A 19,740-nucleotide genomic window follows, 5' to 3' on the forward strand; every position below is an offset into this window, starting at 1 on the left:
CTATAATGGCCCCTCCTGTTCCGTAGCTAAGGAAAGTCTTTTTATTTCTGAGATTTTCAAAGTTATAGGAGGGTATGAAAAATGAAAAAAGTCTCAGTACCATCACTTTTGTTAATGATTGTTCTTGTCGCATTTCCGCAAATTAGTGAAACGATTTACACACCGTCTTTACCGGACATTTCAAAGGCGTTACATGTAAGTAATAATGAGGTGCAGTTAACGCTTAGTGTGTATTTTGCTGGATTTGCTTTAGGTGTATTTTTTATTGGATGGCTATCAGATATAATTGGCCGTCGCCGGGCAATGTTATTTGGAATTGTCGTATATGGCGCTGGGAGTTTCTTGTGCTTTATTGCAAATTCCATTGAAGTTTTATTGGTAAGTCGTTTTATTCAAGCGTTTGGAGCAAGTGCAGGATCAGTTGTGACGCAAACGATTCTTCGTGAAAGTGTAGAAGGGCATAAGAGGCATGTTATGTTTGCTCAAATTTCAGCAGTCATTGCTTTTACACCAGCGATAGGACCGTTAATTGGTGGCTTTCTTGATCAAATGTTTGGATTTAAAATAGTATTTTTAAGTTTAGTAGTTATGAGTATCGGTATTTTTCTGTATACGTTTGTTTCTCTTCCTGAAACAAAAACGGGCTCAGTAACGAATAAAATAAATGTATTTTCAGTCTTGAAGAGGTTAATTACAAATCCAAAAGTGGTAACATATGGGCTGTTAATTGGAGGAGCAAATGGTGTTTTATTTAGCTATTATGCAGAAGCGCCGTTTATCTTTATTGAATACTTTCAGTTATCGCCTAGTATGTATGGCTTTCTAGGAATTGTTGTAGCGTCTGCTTCTATTGTTGGAGCGAAAATTTCAAAACGTTTACTTGCTACTTATAAACCAGAGAAAATTATATATATCGGTTGTCTTGTAATGACAGGAGGAGCTATCCTTTTATCTGTTATTACGTTTGTGGGATCAAATCCGAATGTAATATATATGGTTGTATTTTTAATAGCGATGTTTATATTGCTATTAGGAATTGGAGTAGCGTTACCTAATTGTTTAAGTTTAGCGTTAGTAGATTTTCAAGATGTCATTGGTACAGCTGGAGCGTTGTTTAGCTTAGGATACTATGTAATTGTAGCGATGACAATTTGGGGAATGAGTCAATTGCATACGGGCTCGTTACTGGTGATGCCACTTTATTTTCTGGTTATAGTAGTTATAATGGCAGTGTTTACTAGGGTATTTATCTTTGGTAAGCAAACTTCGAAATCGATTTAAATATGAAATCGTAAAAGAGTCTCATTTTTTAATGAGACTCTTTTATATTTTATCCCGTTGTTTTGAGGCAGAAAGGTTTCTGCCTCAAAATTTGGCTGGAGTAAAGAAGTTAGTAGTTTATTAATATATTAAATTCCTTATTGGTATATGAATCGAATGTGTGGGAAATTACGTTATCAACTATAAAGGTTGAAGTATTTGAGATATGAAACCGAGGAAGATAGCATCTCCTCGTTTATTTATATTGTAATAATATACATGTCGGAATCATATTGAATAGATGTATTTTATTGTTAATTTAGTTAAAAATTAATCAGACTTATGTATAATAATTTATTGAAAAAATAATTGAATTTTTCAGATTAATGAATTAATATAAGGTAAGTAATTTTAAGATTTATAGAATATTGGAAGATGAAAGGTTCTGAGAATTTTATTAGGAGCACAAAACGATTTTAGGATAGCTTTAAAGCTAGTGTAAAATGACGTTTGCTTCATCATTTTCAGGGCCGAAAGGAATTAGGGGAAAGCATCTTGTGTTAAAATGCGGCTATGAATCATCTAAGAGGGGGAAGTGAAGTGGCAAACAAAGAATTGAAAAGAGGTTTAGAAGCACGTCATATTCAAATGATTGCTTTAGGCGGAACGATTGGTGTTGGTTTGTTTATGGGATCAGCCAGCACAATTAAATGGACAGGTCCGTCAGTAATGCTTGCTTATGCAATTGCAGGTATTTTCATCTTCTTCATCATGCGTGCCATGGGAGAAATGTTGTATATGGAGCCAAGTACAGGCTCATTTGCGACATTCGGTCATAAGTATATTCATCCACTAGCTGGTTATATGACAGCGTGGAGTAACTGGTTCCAGTGGGTTATCGTTGGGATGTCAGAAATTATCGCGGTTGGAGCGTATATGCAATATTGGTTCCCGGATTTACCAGCTTGGATACCAGGTATAATTGCAATGGTTATTCTTGGTGCAGCTAACTTAATTTCTGTGAAGTCATTTGGTGAATTTGAATTTTGGTTTGCGATGATTAAAATCGTTACGATTCTATTAATGATTATTGCAGGATTTGGCCTTATTTTCTTCGGAATTGGTAACGGCGGAGAAGCGATTGGCATATCTAATCTTTGGTCAAATGGCGGTTTCTTTACAGGTGGTTTTTCAGGATTCTTCTTTGCATTATCACTTGTAGTTGGAGCGTATCAAGGTGTGGAATTAATTGGTATTACTGCTGGTGAAGCGAAGGATCCAAAGAAGACACTTACAAGAGCGATTCAAAGTACAATTTGGCGTATTTTAATTTTCTACATCGGTGCTATTTTCGTTATTGTAACTGTGTATCCGTGGGATCAATTAAGTACAATTGGTAGCCCGTTCGTAGCAACTTTTGCGAAGGTTGGTATTACGGCAGCAGCTGGCCTTATTAACTTCGTTGTTATTACAGCAGCAATGTCTGGTTGTAATAGTGGTATTTATAGTGCTGGACGTATGCTGTATACGTTAGGTGTAAATGGACAAGCACCGAAATATTTCACGAAACTTTCTGGAAATGGTGTGCCTTTATTTGGTACAGTTGGCGTAATTATCGGTCTGGCGGTTGGTGTTGTTTTAAGTTACATCGCACCGAAAAACTTATTCGTATATGTATATAGTGCGAGTGTACTTCCTGGTATGGTACCATGGTTCGTCATTTTAATTAGTCAAATTCGTTTTAGGAAAGAAAAGGGAGCAGAGATGAAAGATCATCCGTTCAAAATGCCATTTGCTCCTGTAACAAACTATTTAACAATTGCCTTTTTAATTATGGTATTAATCGGAATGTGGTTTAACGATGATACACGCATTTCATTAGTTGTAGGTATTATTTTCTTAGCTATCGTTACAATTAGTTTCTATGCTTTCGGAATAGGAAAGCGAGCTCCGTTAGACGTTCAAAATAATAAAGAGATTTCAAGTAAATAAAGAAGAGGCTGTTCATCTGGAACAGCCTTTTCTTATTGTTGTTATTTGTCGATAAATCGATATAACTTGTCGAATCGTTGATATAATTTGATTTGTGATAGATATATTCGAAAAATCGTTAATATAATTTCACATACTACCTATCACTATCATGATTAAAATTTCTCTAATACGATTTTCCCAATGGTGTGCCCGCTTTCAAGTAGTGTATGTGCTTTCTTTAAGTTTTCAGCGTTAATCGGTGTTAATGTTTCATTTAAAGTAAGAATCCTTTACTTCTATATTATAGATGGTGAAATATTGCTATGTAAAAAAATACCCTTTTTTTATGCAAGCTGTACTGATAGTCTAGAAGGAGTTTATTTCTAAAAAGAAGAATTTTTTACTGTATTACTTTATCCAAAACTAAATGTAAAGGTGGATACATAATGACAGTAAAGAAACTTTATTTCATCCCAGCAGGTCGTTGCATGTTGGATCATTCGTCTGTTAACAGTGCGTTAACACCGGGGAAACTATTAAACTTGCCGGTGTGGTGTTATCTTTTGGAGACGGAAGAAGGTCCTATTTTAGTAGACACAGGTATGCCAGAAAGTGCAGTTAATAATGAAGGGCTTTTTAACGGTACATTTGTTGAAGGACAGATTTTACCGAAAATGACTGAAGAAGATAGAATCGTGACTATATTAAAGCGTGTAGGGTATGAGCCAGACGACCTTTTATATATTATTAGCTCTCACTTACATTTTGATCATGCAGGAGGAAACGGTGCTTTTACAAATACACCGATTATTGTGCAGCGAACCGAATATGAGGCAGCACTTCATAGAGAAGAATATATGAAAGAATGTATATTACCGCATTTGAACTACAAAATTATTGAAGGGGATTATGAAGTGGTACCAGGTGTTCAAGTATTGTATACGCCAGGTCATTCTCCAGGCCATCAGTCGCTATTCATTGAGACGGAGCAATCCGGTTCAGTTTTATTAACGATTGATGCATCGTACACGAAAGAGAATTTTGAAGATGAAGTGCCGTTCGCAGGATTTAATCCAGAATTAGCTTTATCTTCAATTAAACGTTTAAAAGAAGTTGTGGCGAAAGAGAAACCAATTGTTTTCTTTGGTCATGATATAGAGCAGGAAAAGGGTTGTAGAGTGTTCCCGGAGTATATATAGTGCAAAAAGTCATGAGTTCGTGTGCTCATGACTTTTTCATTTAAATAATTTTTTTAAATAAATTATAAACTTTTTTTGAACTATCTTCGTTTAACTGATAGTACGTAAGGTTTACATCATCAGGAGTATCTTGCTGAGCAATCATCACTTCGCTGCTGTGATGATCAACTATCCATATGAAATATTTTTTATAAGTTCCATCCTCGAAAGTAATCCACATATCACAATCTATTAAATCTGATCCTTCTTCATCCAATGTTAATTTGCCTTTTTTTGCGGTATTCATACTGTTAATAAATGTTTTTAATTCATCTGTTTTTGTGAGAAAGATATCCTTTTTTGTTTTAATTGATTCTACATGTATATCTTTTATTTCCTGCTTTCCTAAAAAAACAGGGGGCTCATTTGGATCTCGCGAGCTTGAAATAATAGTAGCTTTCTTTTTCGGTTTGTTTGCAGTATAGAGATCTTGAATAGATTTTCCCGAGTTTACAAACCATACAATTCCACAAATAATTAATACGCTACCTAGCAATAAAATACTTTTTTTAATAGGATTTTCTCCTCTCTATTACTTCGTGTGAAGAGCTTTTCTATTAATATATGATAGGTAAGCGTAAAGTATTATAGTTGAACTTGGTTATGCTTCACAGTTTTTATCGGGCGATCTATGAGTAAATTGTAAGTGAGCCCAATTAATACGAAAATGCCACCGATAACTTTACCAATTGAGAGTTCATTTGTCAGGAAGAAATCAATAATAGTCCCCGCAAATAATTGTCCGATAAAGATGAGTAATGTTAAATAAAAGGCTGATATTTTAGGAGTAATATAGTTGGATAATGAAATAACGATAACGCCTACTAATCCGCCTAAGTACACGGCGATAGGAATAGATTGCAACGTATGAATAGGGATATACAATGAATCTGAACTGAAAATTAAAAATAACATAGAGAAAAATAATCCAGTAATATAATTGAAAAATGTGCCTTCCCAGTTTCCAATTTCCTTTGCTAAATTCGCGTTAATAATTCTAGCAACGACGATAGAAACACCAGCTAAAATAGCGATCGTAATATATAACATTTTCTTGCCCCCATTAATAAATTGTCATGATTATAATTCCAGAAGAGATGAAACATAATCCAATTAGTTTTTTCTTTTCAAACTTTGCAACTTTCATTCCTAATAAGCCGAAATGATCGATAATGATGGAAGCAATAGATTGACCGAGTAAACTTAATGCGATCGTAATAGAAGCACCAAGGACGGAGAAACTTATATTGTTAAAAAGAACAGTGAATACTCCAATCGCTCCAGCGCTATATAAAAAAAGTGGAATACTTTTATCGAAACGAATTTTATTTTTGTTTATGATTAAAATGAAGATAACTGCAATTAAACCGACAAGGTGAATGACCACGCTTGCTGTGTACTTGCCAATTAACTCAGATAAAATCCCATTCAGTGGAAGCATAACGGCGATGAGCACACCAATAAAGACAGAAAGAAAGTTATACAATGTAATATCCCCTTTGTATTTCATATTTGTAATGACTGTATCATGCTGAAATTGTGTATTGTTATGACATATGTCATAGTGGAAGAAGAAAATTTTGATTACAATGGGGATGAGTTGTAAAGGTGGGGAACTATGAAGAAAGTATGTAATTCTATTAAATTAGCAGAGTATATGAAGAAAAATAATATTGATTCATTTTTTAGTCATGATATGAAGCCATATATGGAACTTATATTTTTTAAAAAGAATGAGTTTATTTGTAGAGAAAATGAAGAGATAGATTATTTATATTTCTTTGTTGAAGGAAAAGCGAAAGCGTTTAACACATTAAGTAACGGGAAATCCGTATTACTGTGTTTTTATGATAGTTTGCAGTTACTTGGAGATGTGGAGTTAATTCATTCCCAAAGGATTACATCAAATGTACAAGTAATGGCAGATTCATATTGTGTTGGTTTACCATTAGGAAAAGTGAGAAATAAGCTATTTCATGATGCGAAATTTTTAAGATGTATTTGCGGATCATTAGCACATAAGTTAAACCGACTTTCCAAAAACAGTACAATTAATTTATTGTATCCGCTTGAAAATAGACTTGCGAGTTACATGTTAGCAGCAGGGGAACGAGCAGTTCAGCATGAAAATAGAATTGTGTTTAGTGGGAATTTAACGGAAATAGCGGAGTTGTTAGGAACGAGTTATCGGCATTTATTACGTACTTTGAATCTCTTTTGTGATAAAAATATAATCAAGAAAAACAATGGTTGTTTTGAAGTAGTGAATGTAGAAGTTTTGAGGGAATTGGCTGCGGATGTTTATAAATAATATATTAAAGTAGGGATTAAGATGAAAATAGCTATAATTTCAGATATCCACGGAAATAGTCACGCTTTAAAATCGGTATTAAAAGATATTACACGTCGCAAGGTCGAAATGATAATAAATTTAGGAGATAGTGTGTATGGGCCGTTAGAGCCTTTAGAGACAATTGAAATATTAATGAGTAGCGAGATGATACATATTAAAGGCAATTGTGATCGCATGCTTTGGGAACCTATACAAGAGCAATCTGCTACACTAACTTTTGTTCAAAATCAATTAACAAATTATCATATAGGTTGGTTAAAACAACATCCTTCACAATTTATTGTAGACGATATGTTATGTTGTCACGGTACGCCAACTTCAGATGAAGTGTATTTGTTAGAAGAGATGAATGAGAATGGTGCAATATTAAAGAATGAAAAAAATATAATGGATCAACTCCAAAATATAGAACAAAAAATAATAGTATGTGGTCATACACATATTCCTAGAGTTGTTTATTTAGCGAACGGAAAGATCATTATAAATCCAGGAAGTGTAGGACTTCCAGCATACAAAGATGAGTTACCTGTTATGCATAAAATGGAATCAGGAACTCCGCATGCAAAATATGTAGTGATAGAAAAGGTTTTGGGAGAATGGACAATTGAACAAATTTCAGTTCCTTATAATTGGGAAGAAGCTGCTGGATTGGCTGTTCAACAAGAAAGATATGACTGGGCACAGGCGCTAAAGACTGGGAAGATAGAATGAAGGGGAGTTTACTTTATGGTAAACTGCTCTTTTTTATTTTGAGTAGATATTGAATCATATAAAAAGAAAATGTTATGATTATGGAAACGTATGAATATATGAACAAGTATTCATACGTTTAAGAAGAGGAGGAATTAGAATGAAAGATCTAATTATTATTGGGGCGGGTCAAGCTGGATTAACAATGGGATATTACTTGAAGCAAGAAGGGTATAATTTTTTATTACTTGAGGCAGGAAAACGAGTTGGTGATTCATGGAGAAATCGATATGATTCTTTGCAGCTTTTTACCTCAAGGTCTTACAGTAGCTTGCCGGGTATGACGTTAATAGGTGAAAAAAATGAATTTCCATATAAAGATGAAATTGCAACTTATTTAGAAGAATATGCAAAACATTTTCAATTACCGGTACAATTACAAACGGAAGTTCTAAAAATAAAGAAAGAAAAAGAAATATTTGAATTACATACTCCTACAGAAATTTTACAAACGAAAAAAGTTATTATCGCATCAGGTGCTTTTCAGCAACCGTTTATTCCCTCAGTTTCAGCAAATCTATCATCACATATTTTTCAAATACATTCATCACAATATAAATCACCATCACAAATTCCTAAGGGAAAAGTACTAGTAGTAGGTGGTGGGAATTCAGGAATGCAAATTGCAGTAGAACTGGCAAAGACTCATGAAGTTACGGTGTCTATTAGTCATCCTTTAACGTTTTTACCGTTACAACTTTTTGGAAAAAGTATTTTTAATCTGCTAGAAAAAGTGGGTTTATTGTACGCTGAAATAAATACAAAGAGGGGAAGATGGTTTCAGAAGAGAAAGGACCCTATTTTCGGTTTTGAAGGTAAGAAACTTATTCGTAATGGAGCAATCAAACTGCAAGAAAAAGTAGTAAGTGCATCAGGAAATAACATTATGTTTCAGAATGGTGATATTTATAGTGCAGAAAGCGTTATATGGTCAACTGGTTTTGTTCAAAATTATAATCGGATTGAAATTGAACAGGCAGTGAATGAGAAAGGATTTCCTAATCATATAAAGGGAATCAGTCCAGTAAAAGGATTGTATTATATCGGTTTACCATGGCAATCTCAAAGGGGTTCCGCACTTATTTGTGGTGTAGGAAAGGATGCAGCGTATGTACTTTCTGAAATCAAAAAAATAGATCAGTAGCGATAACTACTGATCATCCATATGTACATGAATTAGGAGAGGTCAAACATTTATTAACTTTATTATAATAGATTTTTACGGAATTAAAAACTGAAAATTCAAATTTAATGTTGAGAAAGTTTTTTGTATCGAAATATATGAAAAAATAGGGATTTTTATTGAAACAGAAAAAGATATTTCTATTTTAGTAAATTATGATATAGTCTAAATAAGCGTGTTTTTCCATAAATGTAATTATTTTCATTGTAGTTTTGTTTATATGAGGGAAGGAGAAGTAATTATGAAGTTTGATGATCAACGCTTATTAGGAGTCCGATTAGGTTCTGTACTTGTGACAGAGGAAAATCAATATTTAGTAATTAAGAAAAAAGATCATTATGCACTGTTAAATATACATAATTTAGAATGCACACATGTTGAAGTGCAGTTAGAACATTTGGAAGAAATGTTGCGGGAAGATTTCCAAGAAAGTATAACGGAGATTATCGCACCAGAACATATAAAAATTGTTGCGAAAAATGTTATATAGATAAAGAAGCTGGAAGGAACAGCTTCTTTATTTTCATTATAAGGATAACGTTTTTACAACCTCACCAATGAAGTGTTTTCTTTTTTAGTTAGTTTGAAGTGAACTTTTGAAAAAATTTGTCTCGGTACATGTACATAACCCATGAGATTGTTATTAAAGAAATAATGATTTGTTTGTTTTTAATTGGTGCATTGAAAACAAGCCAACCAACTATATCAAATAATAAATGTAGCACGATTGACAGAACTACAAATTGAAGTAACGTATTTAAAAATCTTTTCATAAAGCGTCCCCCTAAAATAATAGGTTTTATTAACAGTTTGATATAGTGGTATTATACAGTAAATGTGTCCTGTGGTAAAATTTACATAAGTTAGTGAAATAAAATAAATGAAAGTTAGTAAGGGGGAACATTCATGGAATTCTGGATGGTTATACTAATATTAGCCTTTGGTTTCATTTATATCGCTGAAAAATTAGCTACAATTGAAAAGAAAAATGATGCGCGTTTAAAGAGAATTGAAGATAGATTACAATTAATTACGAAAGAAATGAGAATTGTAGAAAGAGAACCTGAAATTAATAAAGAACTACGCCAGCTTGTAGAAGAAGGCAAAAAAGTTACAGCAGTTAAGAGAGTAAGAGAAGCTTTTGGTTTTTCCTTACTAGAAGCGAAGCAATATGTTGATAAATTATAAAAAAGATCATCCATTTGGGTGATCTTTTTTACTGCACCATGCGTGTATTTACATAAGCGGCGATAATAAAGTGTCCAATTATATGGAACAAACATTTGAGATAAATTGTCTAATATAGGTAATAACTATTTAGCTTGAAAGAAAGGGTTGATAACATGAAAAAGAATACGTTGTTAAAAGTAGGATTATGTGTAGGTTTACTAGGAACAATTCAATTTGTTAGCACAATTTCTTCTGTACAAGCATCACAAAAGGTAGAGAAAACAGTAATAAAAAATGAGACGGGAACCATTTCAATATCTCAGTTAAACAAGAATGTATGGGTTCATACGGAGTTAGGTTCTTTTAATGGAGAAGCAGTTCCTTCGAACGGTCTAGTTCTTAATACTTCTAAAGGGTTAGTACTTGTGGATTCTTCTTGGGATGACAAATTAACGAAGGAACTAATAGAAATGGTAGAAAAGAAATTTCAGAAGCGCGTAACGGATGTCATTATTACACATGCGCACGCTGATCGAATTGGCGGAATAAAAACGTTGAAAGAAAGAGGCATTAAAGCGCATAGTACAGCATTAACTGCAGAACTAGCAAAGAAAAATGGATATGAAGAACCGCTTGGAGATTTACAAACCGTTACAAATTTGAAGTTTGGAAATATGAAAGTAGAAACATTTTATCCAGGGAAAGGGCATACAGAAGATAATATTGTCGTATGGTTACCGCAATACAATATTTTAGTTGGAGGCTGTTTAGTGAAATCTACGTCCGCGAAAGATTTAGGAAACGTTGCGGATGCTTATGTAAATGAATGGTCTACATCGATTGAGAATGTGCTGAAGCGATATAGAAATATAAATGTAGTAGTGCCTGGTCATGGAGAAGTAGGGAACAAAGGATTACTTTTACATACATTGGATTTATTAAAATAAGAAATTGTAGAAATACAAAAGAGAGGAGAAATAATTTTCTCCTCTCTTTCTTCTAACTATATTTAAATGCTGAATCTGTTGATTACGTCAGCATATATTACTGAGATTTTAATTCCAAGTATACAAATACTAGTACTGTCATAATTGCTATAACAACATAAGTAGCATCAAGCATTATAAGTGTTTTTAAAGTTTCAGTCATCGTAATTCACCCCTGTTATAAAAATATAACATGATCTTTTTATTGATTAGATAAGAGATCATAAAGATAAAATGTATATGAAATTTCTTAAGTAGCTTCTATATAAATATATCATATAAATAATGTAAGTAATGTTAAGATAATGTAAATGTATTGTAAATAAAAAGGTTTACAATAAAGACTTTAATAAAAAATGATAGTTCCTTAAAATGACAAATGCGCTCTTCTTTCTATTGAATGATAGAAAGAAGAGCGTATTTTTATATCTATTTCATATGTGATGAATTGCAACTATTTGTACATGGGATTCAAAAATTTTTTTCGTTGTATATATTTCTCCAAATTAATTAGCTATTTAAAAGTATCGAAAGATGTGTGTACACTAATGCATATTTTTTAGTGTCAATAAAAATATTATGTCAACAATATGAACTGTCACAAATCTTTATATATTATTGTGATTGATATCACATCACTTTTTTTCAATGGGTATTATGCTTAAGGTGTAATGAATGATTGGGAGAGGGTGGGATGATATGTTTTGTTATCAATGTGAACAAACGCCAGCAGGCGGATGTAAAGTAATGGGTGTGTGCGGCAAGAATGAAACGATTGCGAGTTTACAAGATACGATTGTGTTTGGGCTAAAAGGAATTGCAGCTTATCGCACACATGCTGCTCAGCTAGGATATACGGATGCATTTGTAGATGCTACAACACAAGAAGCTTTATATATGACATTAACAAATTCTAACTTTAACGAACAAGAGCATATTGATATGGCTATGAAAGTGGGGAAATCAGCTTTACGGGTGATGGAATTATTAGATGAGGCACATACGAATCATTTTGGTGTGCCAGAGCCTGTACAAATTACACAAAATCGTGTAGAAGGTAAAGCAATTGTAGTTACAGGTCATAATTTATTTGCACTAGAAGAACTATTAAAGCAAACAGAAGGAAAAGACATTAATATTTATACGCATTCTGAAATGCTACCAGCACACGGATACCCGCAGCTGAAAAAATATAAACATTTAAAAGGAAACATCGGTAAGGCATGGTATGATCAAAAACGCCTTTTTGAAAAATTTACTGGTGCCATATTAGCTACAACGAACTGTGTTATGCCAATTAAAGGCTCGTACTCTGATCGATTCTTTTCATATGACATTGCAGGTTTAGAAGGTGTACAAAAAATTGAAAATAATGATTTTACACCATTAATTCAAAAAGCACTAGAACTTCCAGAAGTACATATGGAGTCGGATGAACAGTTAGTGACAGGGTTTCATCATAATACAGTATTATCATTAGCTCCAGAAATTATTGATGCAGTAAAAGAGGGGAAAATAAAGCGTTTCTTTGTTATCGCCGGTTGTGATGCACCGGGAAAAGGCGGAGAATATTATCGTGAATTAGCAACGTCACTTCCGCCAGAAACGGTTATTTTAACAACTTCTTGCGGGAAATTCCGCTTTAATGATGTGGATTACGGTGTTGTACCTGGTACGGAAATTCCGCGTTACATTGATTTAGGACAGTGTAATAATTCCATTTCTACAGTGAAAATAGCGGCTGCATTAGCTGATGCTTTCCAATGTGAAGTGAATGAATTGCCAGTAAGTATTGTGCTATCATGGTTTGAACAAAAAGCGGTTGCCATTTTACTCGGGCTATTTAGTCTTGGGATTCAAGATATTCGCATCGGTCCAAAGGCTCCTGAATTTATTTCACCTGGCGTGCTTGATGTATTACAAGAAACATTTGGTTTAAAACTAATTACAAATGCAGCAGAAGACATGGCTATGATGTTATCGTAACGGAAAAGATGTTTTCACTTAATTGTAGCTTTATAAATCATTTGTATGTGTGTGAGTAAACGTACATACAAATGATTATTAATAAAGAAAATCGCTATATCTATAAATTTTATAAAGCTTTTAAAGTGTAACACCACATGCCCATCACCTTAAGATTTTAAGTATCCCCAAAACGAAATTTCTACATGAATATCTATAATTTTACCTCTTTTTCATTTGATTTGAAAATAAGCTTTCTATTTTTAAAAACCAACGATACCACCTCAAATTATATGAATAAAATCCATTCATTTATTAGGAAAATGGATTGAAAATAATAAGGTAGACTAAAAAGTAAAATATTATTTATGATAATCATTCTTTTATAAAATTTAAATTGGAAATAGCCCTACTCATTTTGATTGCGCATTTTCAAAATGGAGGGGCTTTTCTTACTGTAAAATCAATAACTGCAGCTTATTTTGTTGAAAAAATTCTCATTCTTATTTTGAAAGTGATATGGGTACATTTACATGCACATCAATCTTTTATGATGAAGTGGCCCTTGAATATATTATTTTTTATTGACAGACATAAAAATGATTTATTTGCTATATTGATAATTTATAGATGTTATAATAAAATGTTTACGTATATGTAAACTTAATTTATTCTTGTTTGGTTTTATTGTGAGGTTAGGCAGTGTTAATAACAATAAAATAATGAATATATCACCTGCAAAAAGAATGAAACCAATACGGAGAAGATGATTTCGTTAAAAATTCGAAAAATAAGCGTTATTAGCTCTTGAAGAAAAATGACTAGAAAAATTATAAGCATATGGAAAATAGGGTTATACAAAAAGTCCTAAAGGGGGACGGAATTATGGAGAAAAGAAAGTATTCAGTAACACCACAAGATCGAATGAATTATGTATTAGGTCTTTATTCTGCAGATCAACAAATTAATGCAGTTCTTTATTTTCCTGTAGGTATATCAAAGGATATACTTGAAGAATCAGTAAGGATAACGTTGCAATTGCAACCAGTTTTGAACAGCCGGTTTGTAGAAAATGATATTCCTTACTGGGAGGAACATTCATCTGACACTAACTCATCTATTTGCTTTTTTGCAGAAGGAAATAATCAAGAACTTGAAATAATGGCAATAGATTTTATTAAGGAACCTGGTGATCGTATTCAGGGGCCTATGGTTCAAACGAAATTATTACGGGGCACTACAACAGATATGTTAGTTGTGAAATTGTCTCATCTATGTTCAGATGGTGCAGGAGTCAAGGAATATATTAAATTGCTTGGAATGATATATACTCACCTTTCATTGGGACGGTCTAAGAAGCAAATTATAAAGGAATTTGATGAGGGAAATGAGAGTTGTCGAGATCAATCACATGTATTCAAATACGCTGGAATATCGGACATAAAAAGTGCGTATCGTCCTAACCAAGAACAACAGGCATCGTTATGGTCTTTTCCATCTCAACCTAACAAAAATAAATTTCCCCAAATGTCCGTACGGCGATTGAGCCATGAGCAAACTCTACGTTTAACCCAATGGACAAAAGCTCAACAGGCTACCTTGAATGATGTAATCATGACTGCATACTTCCGAGCTTTATCACATTTCACTGTGTATGCAGAACCTCGCACTGCAGAAAAAATGATTGGCTTGACAATTGATTTACGTCGATATCTGCCTAATAATACAACTGGTGCTATTTGCAACTTATCCGGTATGGAAATGCCAGTGATTAAAATGGAAGACGATGAAACATTTAAGCAGACTCTTGTTCGAGTTAAACAATCAATGGATAAAATAAAGTCTCAAAATCCAGGTCTTTCTTCAGCAGCAGGAATGGAGTTACTGGCAGAAATGAAGCTATCTACAGTGAAGGAAATGTATAATCAGCAATATGAACAGGCTGTACAGATGGGGATGGCGTTGCCATTACTGACAAATTTGGGAGTAATCGCTGAGGAACCTATTCAGTTTGGTGAAATTCAAGCTGAGGACGGGTATATGACATCACCTATTATGTATGCACCATTCTTTTCAATGGGAGCAAGCTCTTATAATGGAAGGCTTACATTTACGATCGGTTATCATGCGCCGGATACATCAAAAGAAAAGGTAGAAAAATTTTTAGATAGTGTTGCTAATCAACTATCAGAAATAAAATAAAAGAGAATATAGAGAACAGATTTCTAATAGAATTGTATTTTTGGGGCTCGTATCATGTACGGATAATCTCTGGAAATTTTCTCTGACCGCACTTGCCTTTATGCTTTATATGCAATGGGAATGGTAGGGAGAAACAATTTGTATCGTGAAAAAACAAGATATAACGGTATGAAAACAATAAAGCAGAGCTGATTTAAATTACACTTTGAATCAGCTCTGTTTTACTAGTTTGATGGCCCTTACAACAAAAAAGGAGGCTGTATCCGGTTAGGGTAAAGCGGATTTTTAATTTTTTTGAAAATAAAGTTGACATCCACAACTACTTAGTCATACAATGTAGTTGTAATAAGTAATACTGAATAGTGTGGCTTTACTCAAAAGCTATTCAGTAAAAAATTCGCCTTAATACTCTGTAATACTGAATATAAGTCAGACAGAATAGGGGGTAAAGGAGGACCAGGATATGGAAAATTTAACTGAAATGTTGAAAGGTTCACTGGAAGGGTGTGTACTGGAAATCATTAGTCGCCGTGAAACGTATGGCTATGAGATTACCCGCCACCTGAATGACCTTGGGTTTACCGAAGTTGTGGAAGGTACGGTGTATACTATCCTCGTACGATTAGAGAAGAAAAAGCTTGTGAATATTGAAAAGAAACCATCAGATATGGGGCCGCCTCGTAAGTTTTATTCATTAAATGAAGAAGGTCGCCAGGAGCTTGAATTGTTTTGGAAAAAATGGGATTTTGTATCGTCAAAAATTAACGTCTTGAAGTCAAAATAGGTTCATAAGATAAAACGTTCCGGCCGATATTTTGGGAATTTCTTGTTCGGTTTTATAAAAAAGGAGGAAAATAAGATGTTAGAAATGTTCAAAAAGTTAATTGGTGATAAAAAAGAGTACAAAATGATGATGGCACGAGTTGAGGCTCTGCCAGAGGACTACCAATTTGTATTTAAGAAAATTCAAAACTACATGTGGAATTTCTCAGCGGGTAACGGGATGGATATGTTACACATACAGTATGAATTAATCGATTTGTTTGAAGCTGGTGCAGCAGAAGGAAGACAAGTGCTTGACATTACTGGGGATGACGTGGCTTCCTTTGCTGACGAACTAGTGGCAAATGCTAAAACTTACGTCTCCAAGTATCGTGAAGATTTGAATGAAAGTATTATGAAGAAATTGAGAAAAAAATAAATGGAATAAGTAATACCGACTGATTAGCTGGTTACACATATGAATTGCCACCATAGCTATTCAGTTATATTTTTAGTTTGGTACTAAGTGGTACAGAATATCAGTGGTACTAAATAGATAGAGGTAAATAAATTATCTCCGCAAAACATTTTTATAGGGAGGAAAAAAGTATGAGTAATGCAGCGATTTCTATAAAAGGCTTGAAAAAATCCTTTAAAGACAAGGAAGTTTTAAAAGGGGTAGATTTTGAGGTGCAGCGTGGAGAAATTTTCGCGCTGCTAGGCTCAAATGGAGCGGGAAAGACGACAACGGTCAACATCCTTTCGACACTCATGAAGCAAGATAGCGGTGAAGTAAGTATTTGCGGATTTGATGTACAGCGTCAACCAAATCATGTTCGTCAAAGTATCAGTTTGACAGGGCAGTTCGCAGCTTTAGACGGTATGCTGACTGGGAGGGAAAACTTGATAATGATTGCTAGGCTACGTGGTGTTTCCAGTCCCGCTCAAATTGCTGACAATCTACTTGCAAGATTTAGCCTGACTGATGCGGCAAACCAAAGGGCAGATCAGTATTCAGGTGGGATGAAGCGCCGGCTTGATATCGCGATGAGTTTGATTGGGGCGCCAGCAGTTATTTTTCTTGACGAACCAACGACTGGACTTGATCCTGAAGCGCGAATCGAAGTGTGGGATACAGTCAAGGAACTTGCTGGTAGCGGTACAACTATTTTGCTTACGACTCAGTACTTGGAGGAAGCAGAACAACTGGCAGACCGTATCGCTATTTTGCATGGCGGAAAAATTATTACGACAGGTACTCTTACTGAACTAAAAGAGATGTTCCCGCCAGCAAAAGTGGAGTATATCGAGAAGCAACCGACATTGGAAGAAATATTCCTTGCGATCATTGGCAAAGAGGAGGAGATGTAAATGAAAAGTAAAACAGGTGTATTACTAGGTCGTTTAATGCGTAACATTATGCGCAGTCCGGATACAATTATTACAGTAGCGATTACACCGATTATGATGATGCTATTATTTGTCTACGTGTTTGGCGGCGCAATAAAAACTGGAACGGAAAACTACGTTAATTATTTATTGCCGGGAATTTTGCTAATGGCTATCGCATCCGGTGTAGCTTACACTTCCGTGCGACTCTTTACGGATGTAAAGAGTGGGCTGATGGCACGTTTCATTACGATGCCTATTAAGCGCTCATCGATATTGTGGGCTCACGTTCTAACCTCTCTGGTTGCTAATGTACTTACTATCGTGGTGGTTATTCTTGTTGCACTCTTAATGGGTTTCCGTTCCAGTGCTAATATTCTAGATTGGCTCGCGGTAGCTGGGATACTTGGGATGTTTACGCTGGCGCTAACATGGCTAGCTATCATTCCAGGATTGAAAGCGAGGTCTATGGAAGGGGCGACTGCTTACTCGTACCCGCTAGTTTTTCTTCCATTTATTAGTTCGGCCTTTGTGCCTACCGAAACGATGCCAAAAATTGTTCGTGTGTTTGCAGAGAATCAGCCTGTAACTTCAATCGTGAATGCGATTCGTGCTCTTTTATATGAAGGAACTGTTGGAAACGATATTTGGATTGCGCTCGCTTGGTGCGTAGGTATAATGGTCATCTCTTACTTTTTCGCCAGTAAAGCATTTAAACGTCAGTTAGGGTAAGAAACGTGATAAACGAAACCCTCAGGAATAATATATATTTAGAAAAGCACGGGAGATTTTCCGTGCTTTTATTATTTATCATGCTCTCATTGTAGTAAATGAAATGGTATTTAAAAATAGGATAATTATCCAGTGATAAAGCTTAATATTTGAGGCTCACTGCTTATGGAATGTATAAGCACACTCGTTTTTGTAAATCTGCTAATACTTCATCGGGTATTTCTTTGATTTTAATATCCTTCCCTAGAAAAAGCAGCCAATTTATTATTTCCGTCACTTCATCGGGATTGTTAACATTGATAAAAGTTTTTAAAATGGCTGTAGATTGGTAAGGATTAGTATAAGATATTGAAATTTTTAAAGGATGGTATTTTTTGAACTGGGCAATTGCTTTTGGTCCAAGTTCAAGTACCAAGTTGATTATTTCGTCCTTCTTACTTAGTTTTTCTAAAATCTTTTTCTTATTTAGCCTTTTGTTCGTCGTGTATGGTTCGATATTAATGAGATCATCGACAGGAAACATCATCTTCTTTTCTTTTTTTAAGTCAAACCCTTCAATGATCCAATGGCTTTTTTCTTGATAAAGGTGCAATAGATAAATTGGATAAGTCTTGATTTCTTCATCTTCTTTCATAGTAATCAATAAATGGTTATCCAAAAGAAGGATTTGAATGAGTTTTTCTAACATAGGATGGGGGAGATCAGAAAGCTCAAGTAGATCGGGATTATGAGGGTTAGTCCCTTGGAAAAGCAAGAGTTGATTTAAAAGAACGAGATCATCTTGCTGGGTTTCTGAGATGAGTCCTAGTAGTTTTTCGGCTAAAGATTGACGACTCTTTAGGTAGGGAAGTTGTTGATTCCTCGTAGCCATAAAGGCAATAAAAAGAGCTTTCACTTCATTATCAGTAAAGCGAACAACGGGCAGGATAGAATTATGCATAACAAAATATCCACCCGTTCTCCCAACTTCAGCGACCAGTGGCATTCCCATAGCTTCAATTTCTCTAATGTCTCTAATAGCTGTCGACCGTGAGATGTTAAATTCTTGTATAATTTCAGAAATTGTAAAGTGAGAGCGGTTGTTGATATACCGCATAATTGTATTAATCCGTTCAACTTTTTTCATTTTGGTCTCCTAAACAGTATCATTTTTTGACATGGTTTAAAGGTATTATAAACGTATCAGATGAAAAGATAAATCGTTTGATTAATAAAAAAAGAGGCAGGTTTTGAATATGAAAAATTATACTATAGAAGAAAAAGATAGCTTTATTGTGTTAGGTATTGGAACTGAAATTAAGAGTGAATACACAAACTTTGCTGGAATAAATAAAGAAAAGGAAGACTTTTGGTCGGCTGTTAAAGAAGATGGAAGGCTGGACACTTTAAAAGCTTTAGCGACAAATGAATACATTTTTTCTGTGAGCGAAGCGGTGAATAACAAAATGATGTATTATGCGGGTGTCATGACAGAAGCACAAATAGAAGAAGAATCTAGAGTGATTCAGTTTCCGAGGGGAGAATACTTAGTAGTAAAAGGGGAAGACAAAACAGCTGAAGAGTTAAGTAATAAGTTGACTGGCATCGCCTTCGGTCAAGCTTTACCAGATGCAAATGAGTTTGCTTATGTTGGTGGACCAAATACGACGGTTGAGATGGGGAAAAGAAACGGCTTAGTGTTTGGTGAAATGTGGATTCCAGTTGTAAGGAAGTAAAGTGATAAAAGATACGAATATGGGAAGTAGAGGCTAACAATCTTGGATTGTTGGCCTTTTT

At 34.4% G+C, this 19,740-nt stretch carries 21 protein-coding genes and 1 pseudogene; 16 read left to right on the forward strand and 6 right to left on the reverse strand.

Features of this window, described 5'->3' with window-relative positions:
- Positions 1–81 precede the first annotated feature (81 nt).
- Positions 82–1,281 (forward strand): multidrug effflux MFS transporter, encoded by a 1,200-nt coding sequence (locus tag ACK1U5_RS01420; RefSeq protein WP_000758012.1) that lies wholly within the window; start codon positions 82–84, stop codon positions 1,279–1,281.
- A gap of 579 nt (positions 1,282–1,860) precedes the next feature.
- Positions 1,861–3,252 (forward strand): amino acid permease, encoded by a 1,392-nt coding sequence (locus tag ACK1U5_RS01425; RefSeq protein ID WP_001284405.1) that lies wholly within the window; start codon positions 1,861–1,863, stop codon positions 3,250–3,252.
- A 155-nt stretch (positions 3,253–3,407) separates the two neighbouring features.
- Here ACK1U5_RS01425 and ACK1U5_RS01430 read toward each other — a convergent pair.
- Positions 3,408–3,515: pseudogene (locus ACK1U5_RS01430) on the reverse strand (zinc-binding alcohol dehydrogenase family protein); the annotation flags it as partial.
- A 165-nt stretch (positions 3,516–3,680) separates the two neighbouring features.
- Here ACK1U5_RS01430 and aiiA point away from each other — a divergent pair.
- A complete protein-coding gene (aiiA, locus tag ACK1U5_RS01435; RefSeq protein WP_000216583.1) occupies positions 3,681–4,433 on the forward strand; it encodes a quorum-quenching N-acyl homoserine lactonase AiiA in 753 nt (250 codons plus the stop codon).
- A 40-nt stretch (positions 4,434–4,473) separates the two neighbouring features.
- Here aiiA and ACK1U5_RS01440 read toward each other — a convergent pair whose 3' ends face one another.
- From ACK1U5_RS01440 to ACK1U5_RS01450, 3 genes are all read right to left on the reverse strand, one after another.
- Positions 4,474–4,968 carry a hypothetical protein gene (locus ACK1U5_RS01440; RefSeq protein WP_000901696.1) on the reverse strand — a complete coding sequence of 165 codons (495 nt, stop codon included), beginning with the start codon at positions 4,966–4,968 and terminating at the stop codon, positions 4,474–4,476.
- A gap of 89 nt (positions 4,969–5,057) precedes the next feature.
- On the reverse strand, positions 5,058–5,522 hold the full coding sequence (locus tag ACK1U5_RS01445; protein WP_000965812.1) for a DMT family transporter: 465 nt from the start codon (positions 5,520–5,522) through the stop codon (positions 5,058–5,060).
- 13 nt (positions 5,523–5,535) lie between these two features.
- On the reverse strand, positions 5,536–5,982 hold the full coding sequence (locus tag ACK1U5_RS01450; protein ID WP_002005482.1) for a DMT family transporter: 447 nt from the start codon (positions 5,980–5,982) through the stop codon (positions 5,536–5,538).
- A 108-nt stretch (positions 5,983–6,090) separates the two neighbouring features.
- Here ACK1U5_RS01450 and yeiL point away from each other — a divergent pair, with 108 nt between their 5' ends.
- The 4 genes from yeiL to ACK1U5_RS01470 all read left to right on the forward strand — a co-directional run bounded on the left by yeiL (position 6,091) and on the right by ACK1U5_RS01470 (position 9,248).
- Entirely contained in the window at positions 6,091–6,783 is a 693-nt protein-coding gene (gene yeiL / locus ACK1U5_RS01455; protein ID WP_000754829.1) for a transcriptional regulator YeiL, read from the forward strand.
- A 21-nt stretch (positions 6,784–6,804) separates the two neighbouring features.
- Entirely contained in the window at positions 6,805–7,536 is a 732-nt protein-coding gene (locus ACK1U5_RS01460) for a metallophosphoesterase family protein (protein ID WP_000684254.1), read from the forward strand.
- Between the two features lie 139 nt (positions 7,537–7,675).
- Positions 7,676–8,719 (forward strand): flavin-containing monooxygenase, encoded by a 1,044-nt coding sequence (locus ACK1U5_RS01465; protein ID WP_069604939.1) that lies wholly within the window; start codon positions 7,676–7,678, stop codon positions 8,717–8,719.
- A gap of 280 nt (positions 8,720–8,999) precedes the next feature.
- On the forward strand, positions 9,000–9,248 hold the full coding sequence (locus ACK1U5_RS01470; RefSeq protein WP_000666948.1) for a hypothetical protein: 249 nt from the start codon (positions 9,000–9,002) through the stop codon (positions 9,246–9,248).
- An 88-nt stretch (positions 9,249–9,336) separates the two neighbouring features.
- On the opposite strand, the gene ACK1U5_RS01475 is transcribed toward ACK1U5_RS01470, so the two are convergent.
- Complete coding sequence (locus tag ACK1U5_RS01475) at positions 9,337–9,531, reverse strand: hypothetical protein (protein ID WP_000819660.1); 195 nt, start codon at positions 9,529–9,531, stop codon at positions 9,337–9,339.
- A 133-nt stretch (positions 9,532–9,664) separates the two neighbouring features.
- On the opposite strand from ACK1U5_RS01475, the gene ACK1U5_RS01480 reads away from it, so the two are divergent.
- The 8 genes from ACK1U5_RS01480 (at position 9,665) to ACK1U5_RS01515 (ending at position 17,964) form a co-directional block, all read left to right on the forward strand.
- Positions 9,665–9,946 (forward strand): hypothetical protein, encoded by a 282-nt coding sequence (locus tag ACK1U5_RS01480; RefSeq protein ID WP_061654639.1) that lies wholly within the window; start codon positions 9,665–9,667, stop codon positions 9,944–9,946.
- Positions 9,947–10,101: 155 nt separating this feature from the next.
- Entirely contained in the window at positions 10,102–10,875 is a 774-nt protein-coding gene (gene bla2 / locus ACK1U5_RS01485) for a BcII family subclass B1 metallo-beta-lactamase (protein ID WP_044584721.1), read from the forward strand.
- Between the two features lie 738 nt (positions 10,876–11,613).
- Positions 11,614–12,900, forward strand: coding sequence for a hydroxylamine reductase (gene hcp, locus ACK1U5_RS01490; RefSeq protein ID WP_069604676.1), 1,287 nt, complete (start codon positions 11,614–11,616; stop codon positions 12,898–12,900).
- 864 nt (positions 12,901–13,764) lie between these two features.
- Entirely contained in the window at positions 13,765–15,081 is a 1,317-nt protein-coding gene (locus tag ACK1U5_RS01495; protein WP_069604675.1) for a condensation domain-containing protein, read from the forward strand.
- Positions 15,082–15,544: 463 nt separating this feature from the next.
- Positions 15,545–15,865, forward strand: coding sequence for a PadR family transcriptional regulator (locus ACK1U5_RS01500; RefSeq protein WP_000429488.1), 321 nt, complete (start codon positions 15,545–15,547; stop codon positions 15,863–15,865).
- 75 nt (positions 15,866–15,940) lie between these two features.
- A complete protein-coding gene (locus ACK1U5_RS01505) occupies positions 15,941–16,282 on the forward strand; it encodes a DUF1048 domain-containing protein (RefSeq protein ID WP_000891986.1) in 342 nt (113 codons plus the stop codon).
- Between the two features lie 170 nt (positions 16,283–16,452).
- Positions 16,453–17,214 carry an ABC transporter ATP-binding protein gene (locus tag ACK1U5_RS01510; RefSeq protein ID WP_448814761.1) on the forward strand — a complete coding sequence of 254 codons (762 nt, stop codon included), beginning with the start codon at positions 16,453–16,455 and terminating at the stop codon, positions 17,212–17,214.
- A complete protein-coding gene (locus ACK1U5_RS01515) occupies positions 17,215–17,964 on the forward strand; it encodes an ABC transporter permease (protein ID WP_000837818.1) in 750 nt (249 codons plus the stop codon).
- A gap of 163 nt (positions 17,965–18,127) precedes the next feature.
- Here ACK1U5_RS01515 and ACK1U5_RS01520 read toward each other — a convergent pair whose 3' ends face one another.
- A complete protein-coding gene (locus tag ACK1U5_RS01520; protein ID WP_000755022.1) occupies positions 18,128–19,090 on the reverse strand; it encodes a helix-turn-helix transcriptional regulator in 963 nt (320 codons plus the stop codon).
- Between the two features lie 109 nt (positions 19,091–19,199).
- On the opposite strand from ACK1U5_RS01520, the gene ACK1U5_RS01525 reads away from it, so the two are divergent.
- The gene (locus tag ACK1U5_RS01525; RefSeq protein ID WP_044795316.1) at positions 19,200–19,679 is read left to right on the forward strand and encodes a GyrI-like domain-containing protein; all 480 of its coding nucleotides are present in this window, start codon (positions 19,200–19,202) and stop codon (positions 19,677–19,679) included.
- Positions 19,680–19,740: the final 61 nt, after the last annotated feature.

It is taken from the genome of Bacillus sp. XB1, assembly GCF_053557995.1.

Bases quoted from the DNA above. Each gene is read 5' to 3' on its own strand.
- ACK1U5_RS01500 (WP_000429488.1), top strand. From the start codon at position 15,545: ATGGAAAATTTAACTGAAATGTTGAAAGGTTCACTGGAAGGGTGTGTA.
- ACK1U5_RS01475 (WP_000819660.1), bottom strand. From the start codon at position 9,531: ATGAAAAGATTTTTAAATACGTTACTTCAATTTGTAGTTCTGTCAATC.
- ACK1U5_RS01510 (WP_448814761.1), top strand. From the start codon at position 16,453: ATGAGTAATGCAGCGATTTCTATAAAAGGCTTGAAAAAATCCTTTAAA.
- aiiA (WP_000216583.1), top strand. From the start codon at position 3,681: ATGACAGTAAAGAAACTTTATTTCATCCCAGCAGGTCGTTGCATGTTG.
- ACK1U5_RS01465 (WP_069604939.1), top strand. From the start codon at position 7,676: ATGAAAGATCTAATTATTATTGGGGCGGGTCAAGCTGGATTAACAATG.
- ACK1U5_RS01495 (WP_069604675.1), top strand. From the start codon at position 13,765: ATGGAGAAAAGAAAGTATTCAGTAACACCACAAGATCGAATGAATTAT.
- ACK1U5_RS01470 (WP_000666948.1), top strand. From the start codon at position 9,000: ATGAAGTTTGATGATCAACGCTTATTAGGAGTCCGATTAGGTTCTGTA.
- yeiL (WP_000754829.1), top strand. From the start codon at position 6,091: ATGAAGAAAGTATGTAATTCTATTAAATTAGCAGAGTATATGAAGAAA.
- ACK1U5_RS01480 (WP_061654639.1), top strand. From the start codon at position 9,665: ATGGAATTCTGGATGGTTATACTAATATTAGCCTTTGGTTTCATTTAT.
- hcp (WP_069604676.1), top strand. From the start codon at position 11,614: ATGTTTTGTTATCAATGTGAACAAACGCCAGCAGGCGGATGTAAAGTA.
- ACK1U5_RS01520 (WP_000755022.1), bottom strand. From the start codon at position 19,090: ATGAAAAAAGTTGAACGGATTAATACAATTATGCGGTATATCAACAAC.
- ACK1U5_RS01445 (WP_000965812.1), bottom strand. From the start codon at position 5,522: ATGTTATATATTACGATCGCTATTTTAGCTGGTGTTTCTATCGTCGTT.
- ACK1U5_RS01420 (WP_000758012.1), top strand. From the start codon at position 82: ATGAAAAAAGTCTCAGTACCATCACTTTTGTTAATGATTGTTCTTGTC.
- bla2 (WP_044584721.1), top strand. From the start codon at position 10,102: ATGAAAAAGAATACGTTGTTAAAAGTAGGATTATGTGTAGGTTTACTA.
- ACK1U5_RS01460 (WP_000684254.1), top strand. From the start codon at position 6,805: ATGAAAATAGCTATAATTTCAGATATCCACGGAAATAGTCACGCTTTA.
- ACK1U5_RS01515 (WP_000837818.1), top strand. From the start codon at position 17,215: ATGAAAAGTAAAACAGGTGTATTACTAGGTCGTTTAATGCGTAACATT.
- ACK1U5_RS01450 (WP_002005482.1), bottom strand. From the start codon at position 5,982: ATGAAATACAAAGGGGATATTACATTGTATAACTTTCTTTCTGTCTTT.
- ACK1U5_RS01525 (WP_044795316.1), top strand. From the start codon at position 19,200: ATGAAAAATTATACTATAGAAGAAAAAGATAGCTTTATTGTGTTAGGT.
- ACK1U5_RS01505 (WP_000891986.1), top strand. From the start codon at position 15,941: ATGTTAGAAATGTTCAAAAAGTTAATTGGTGATAAAAAAGAGTACAAA.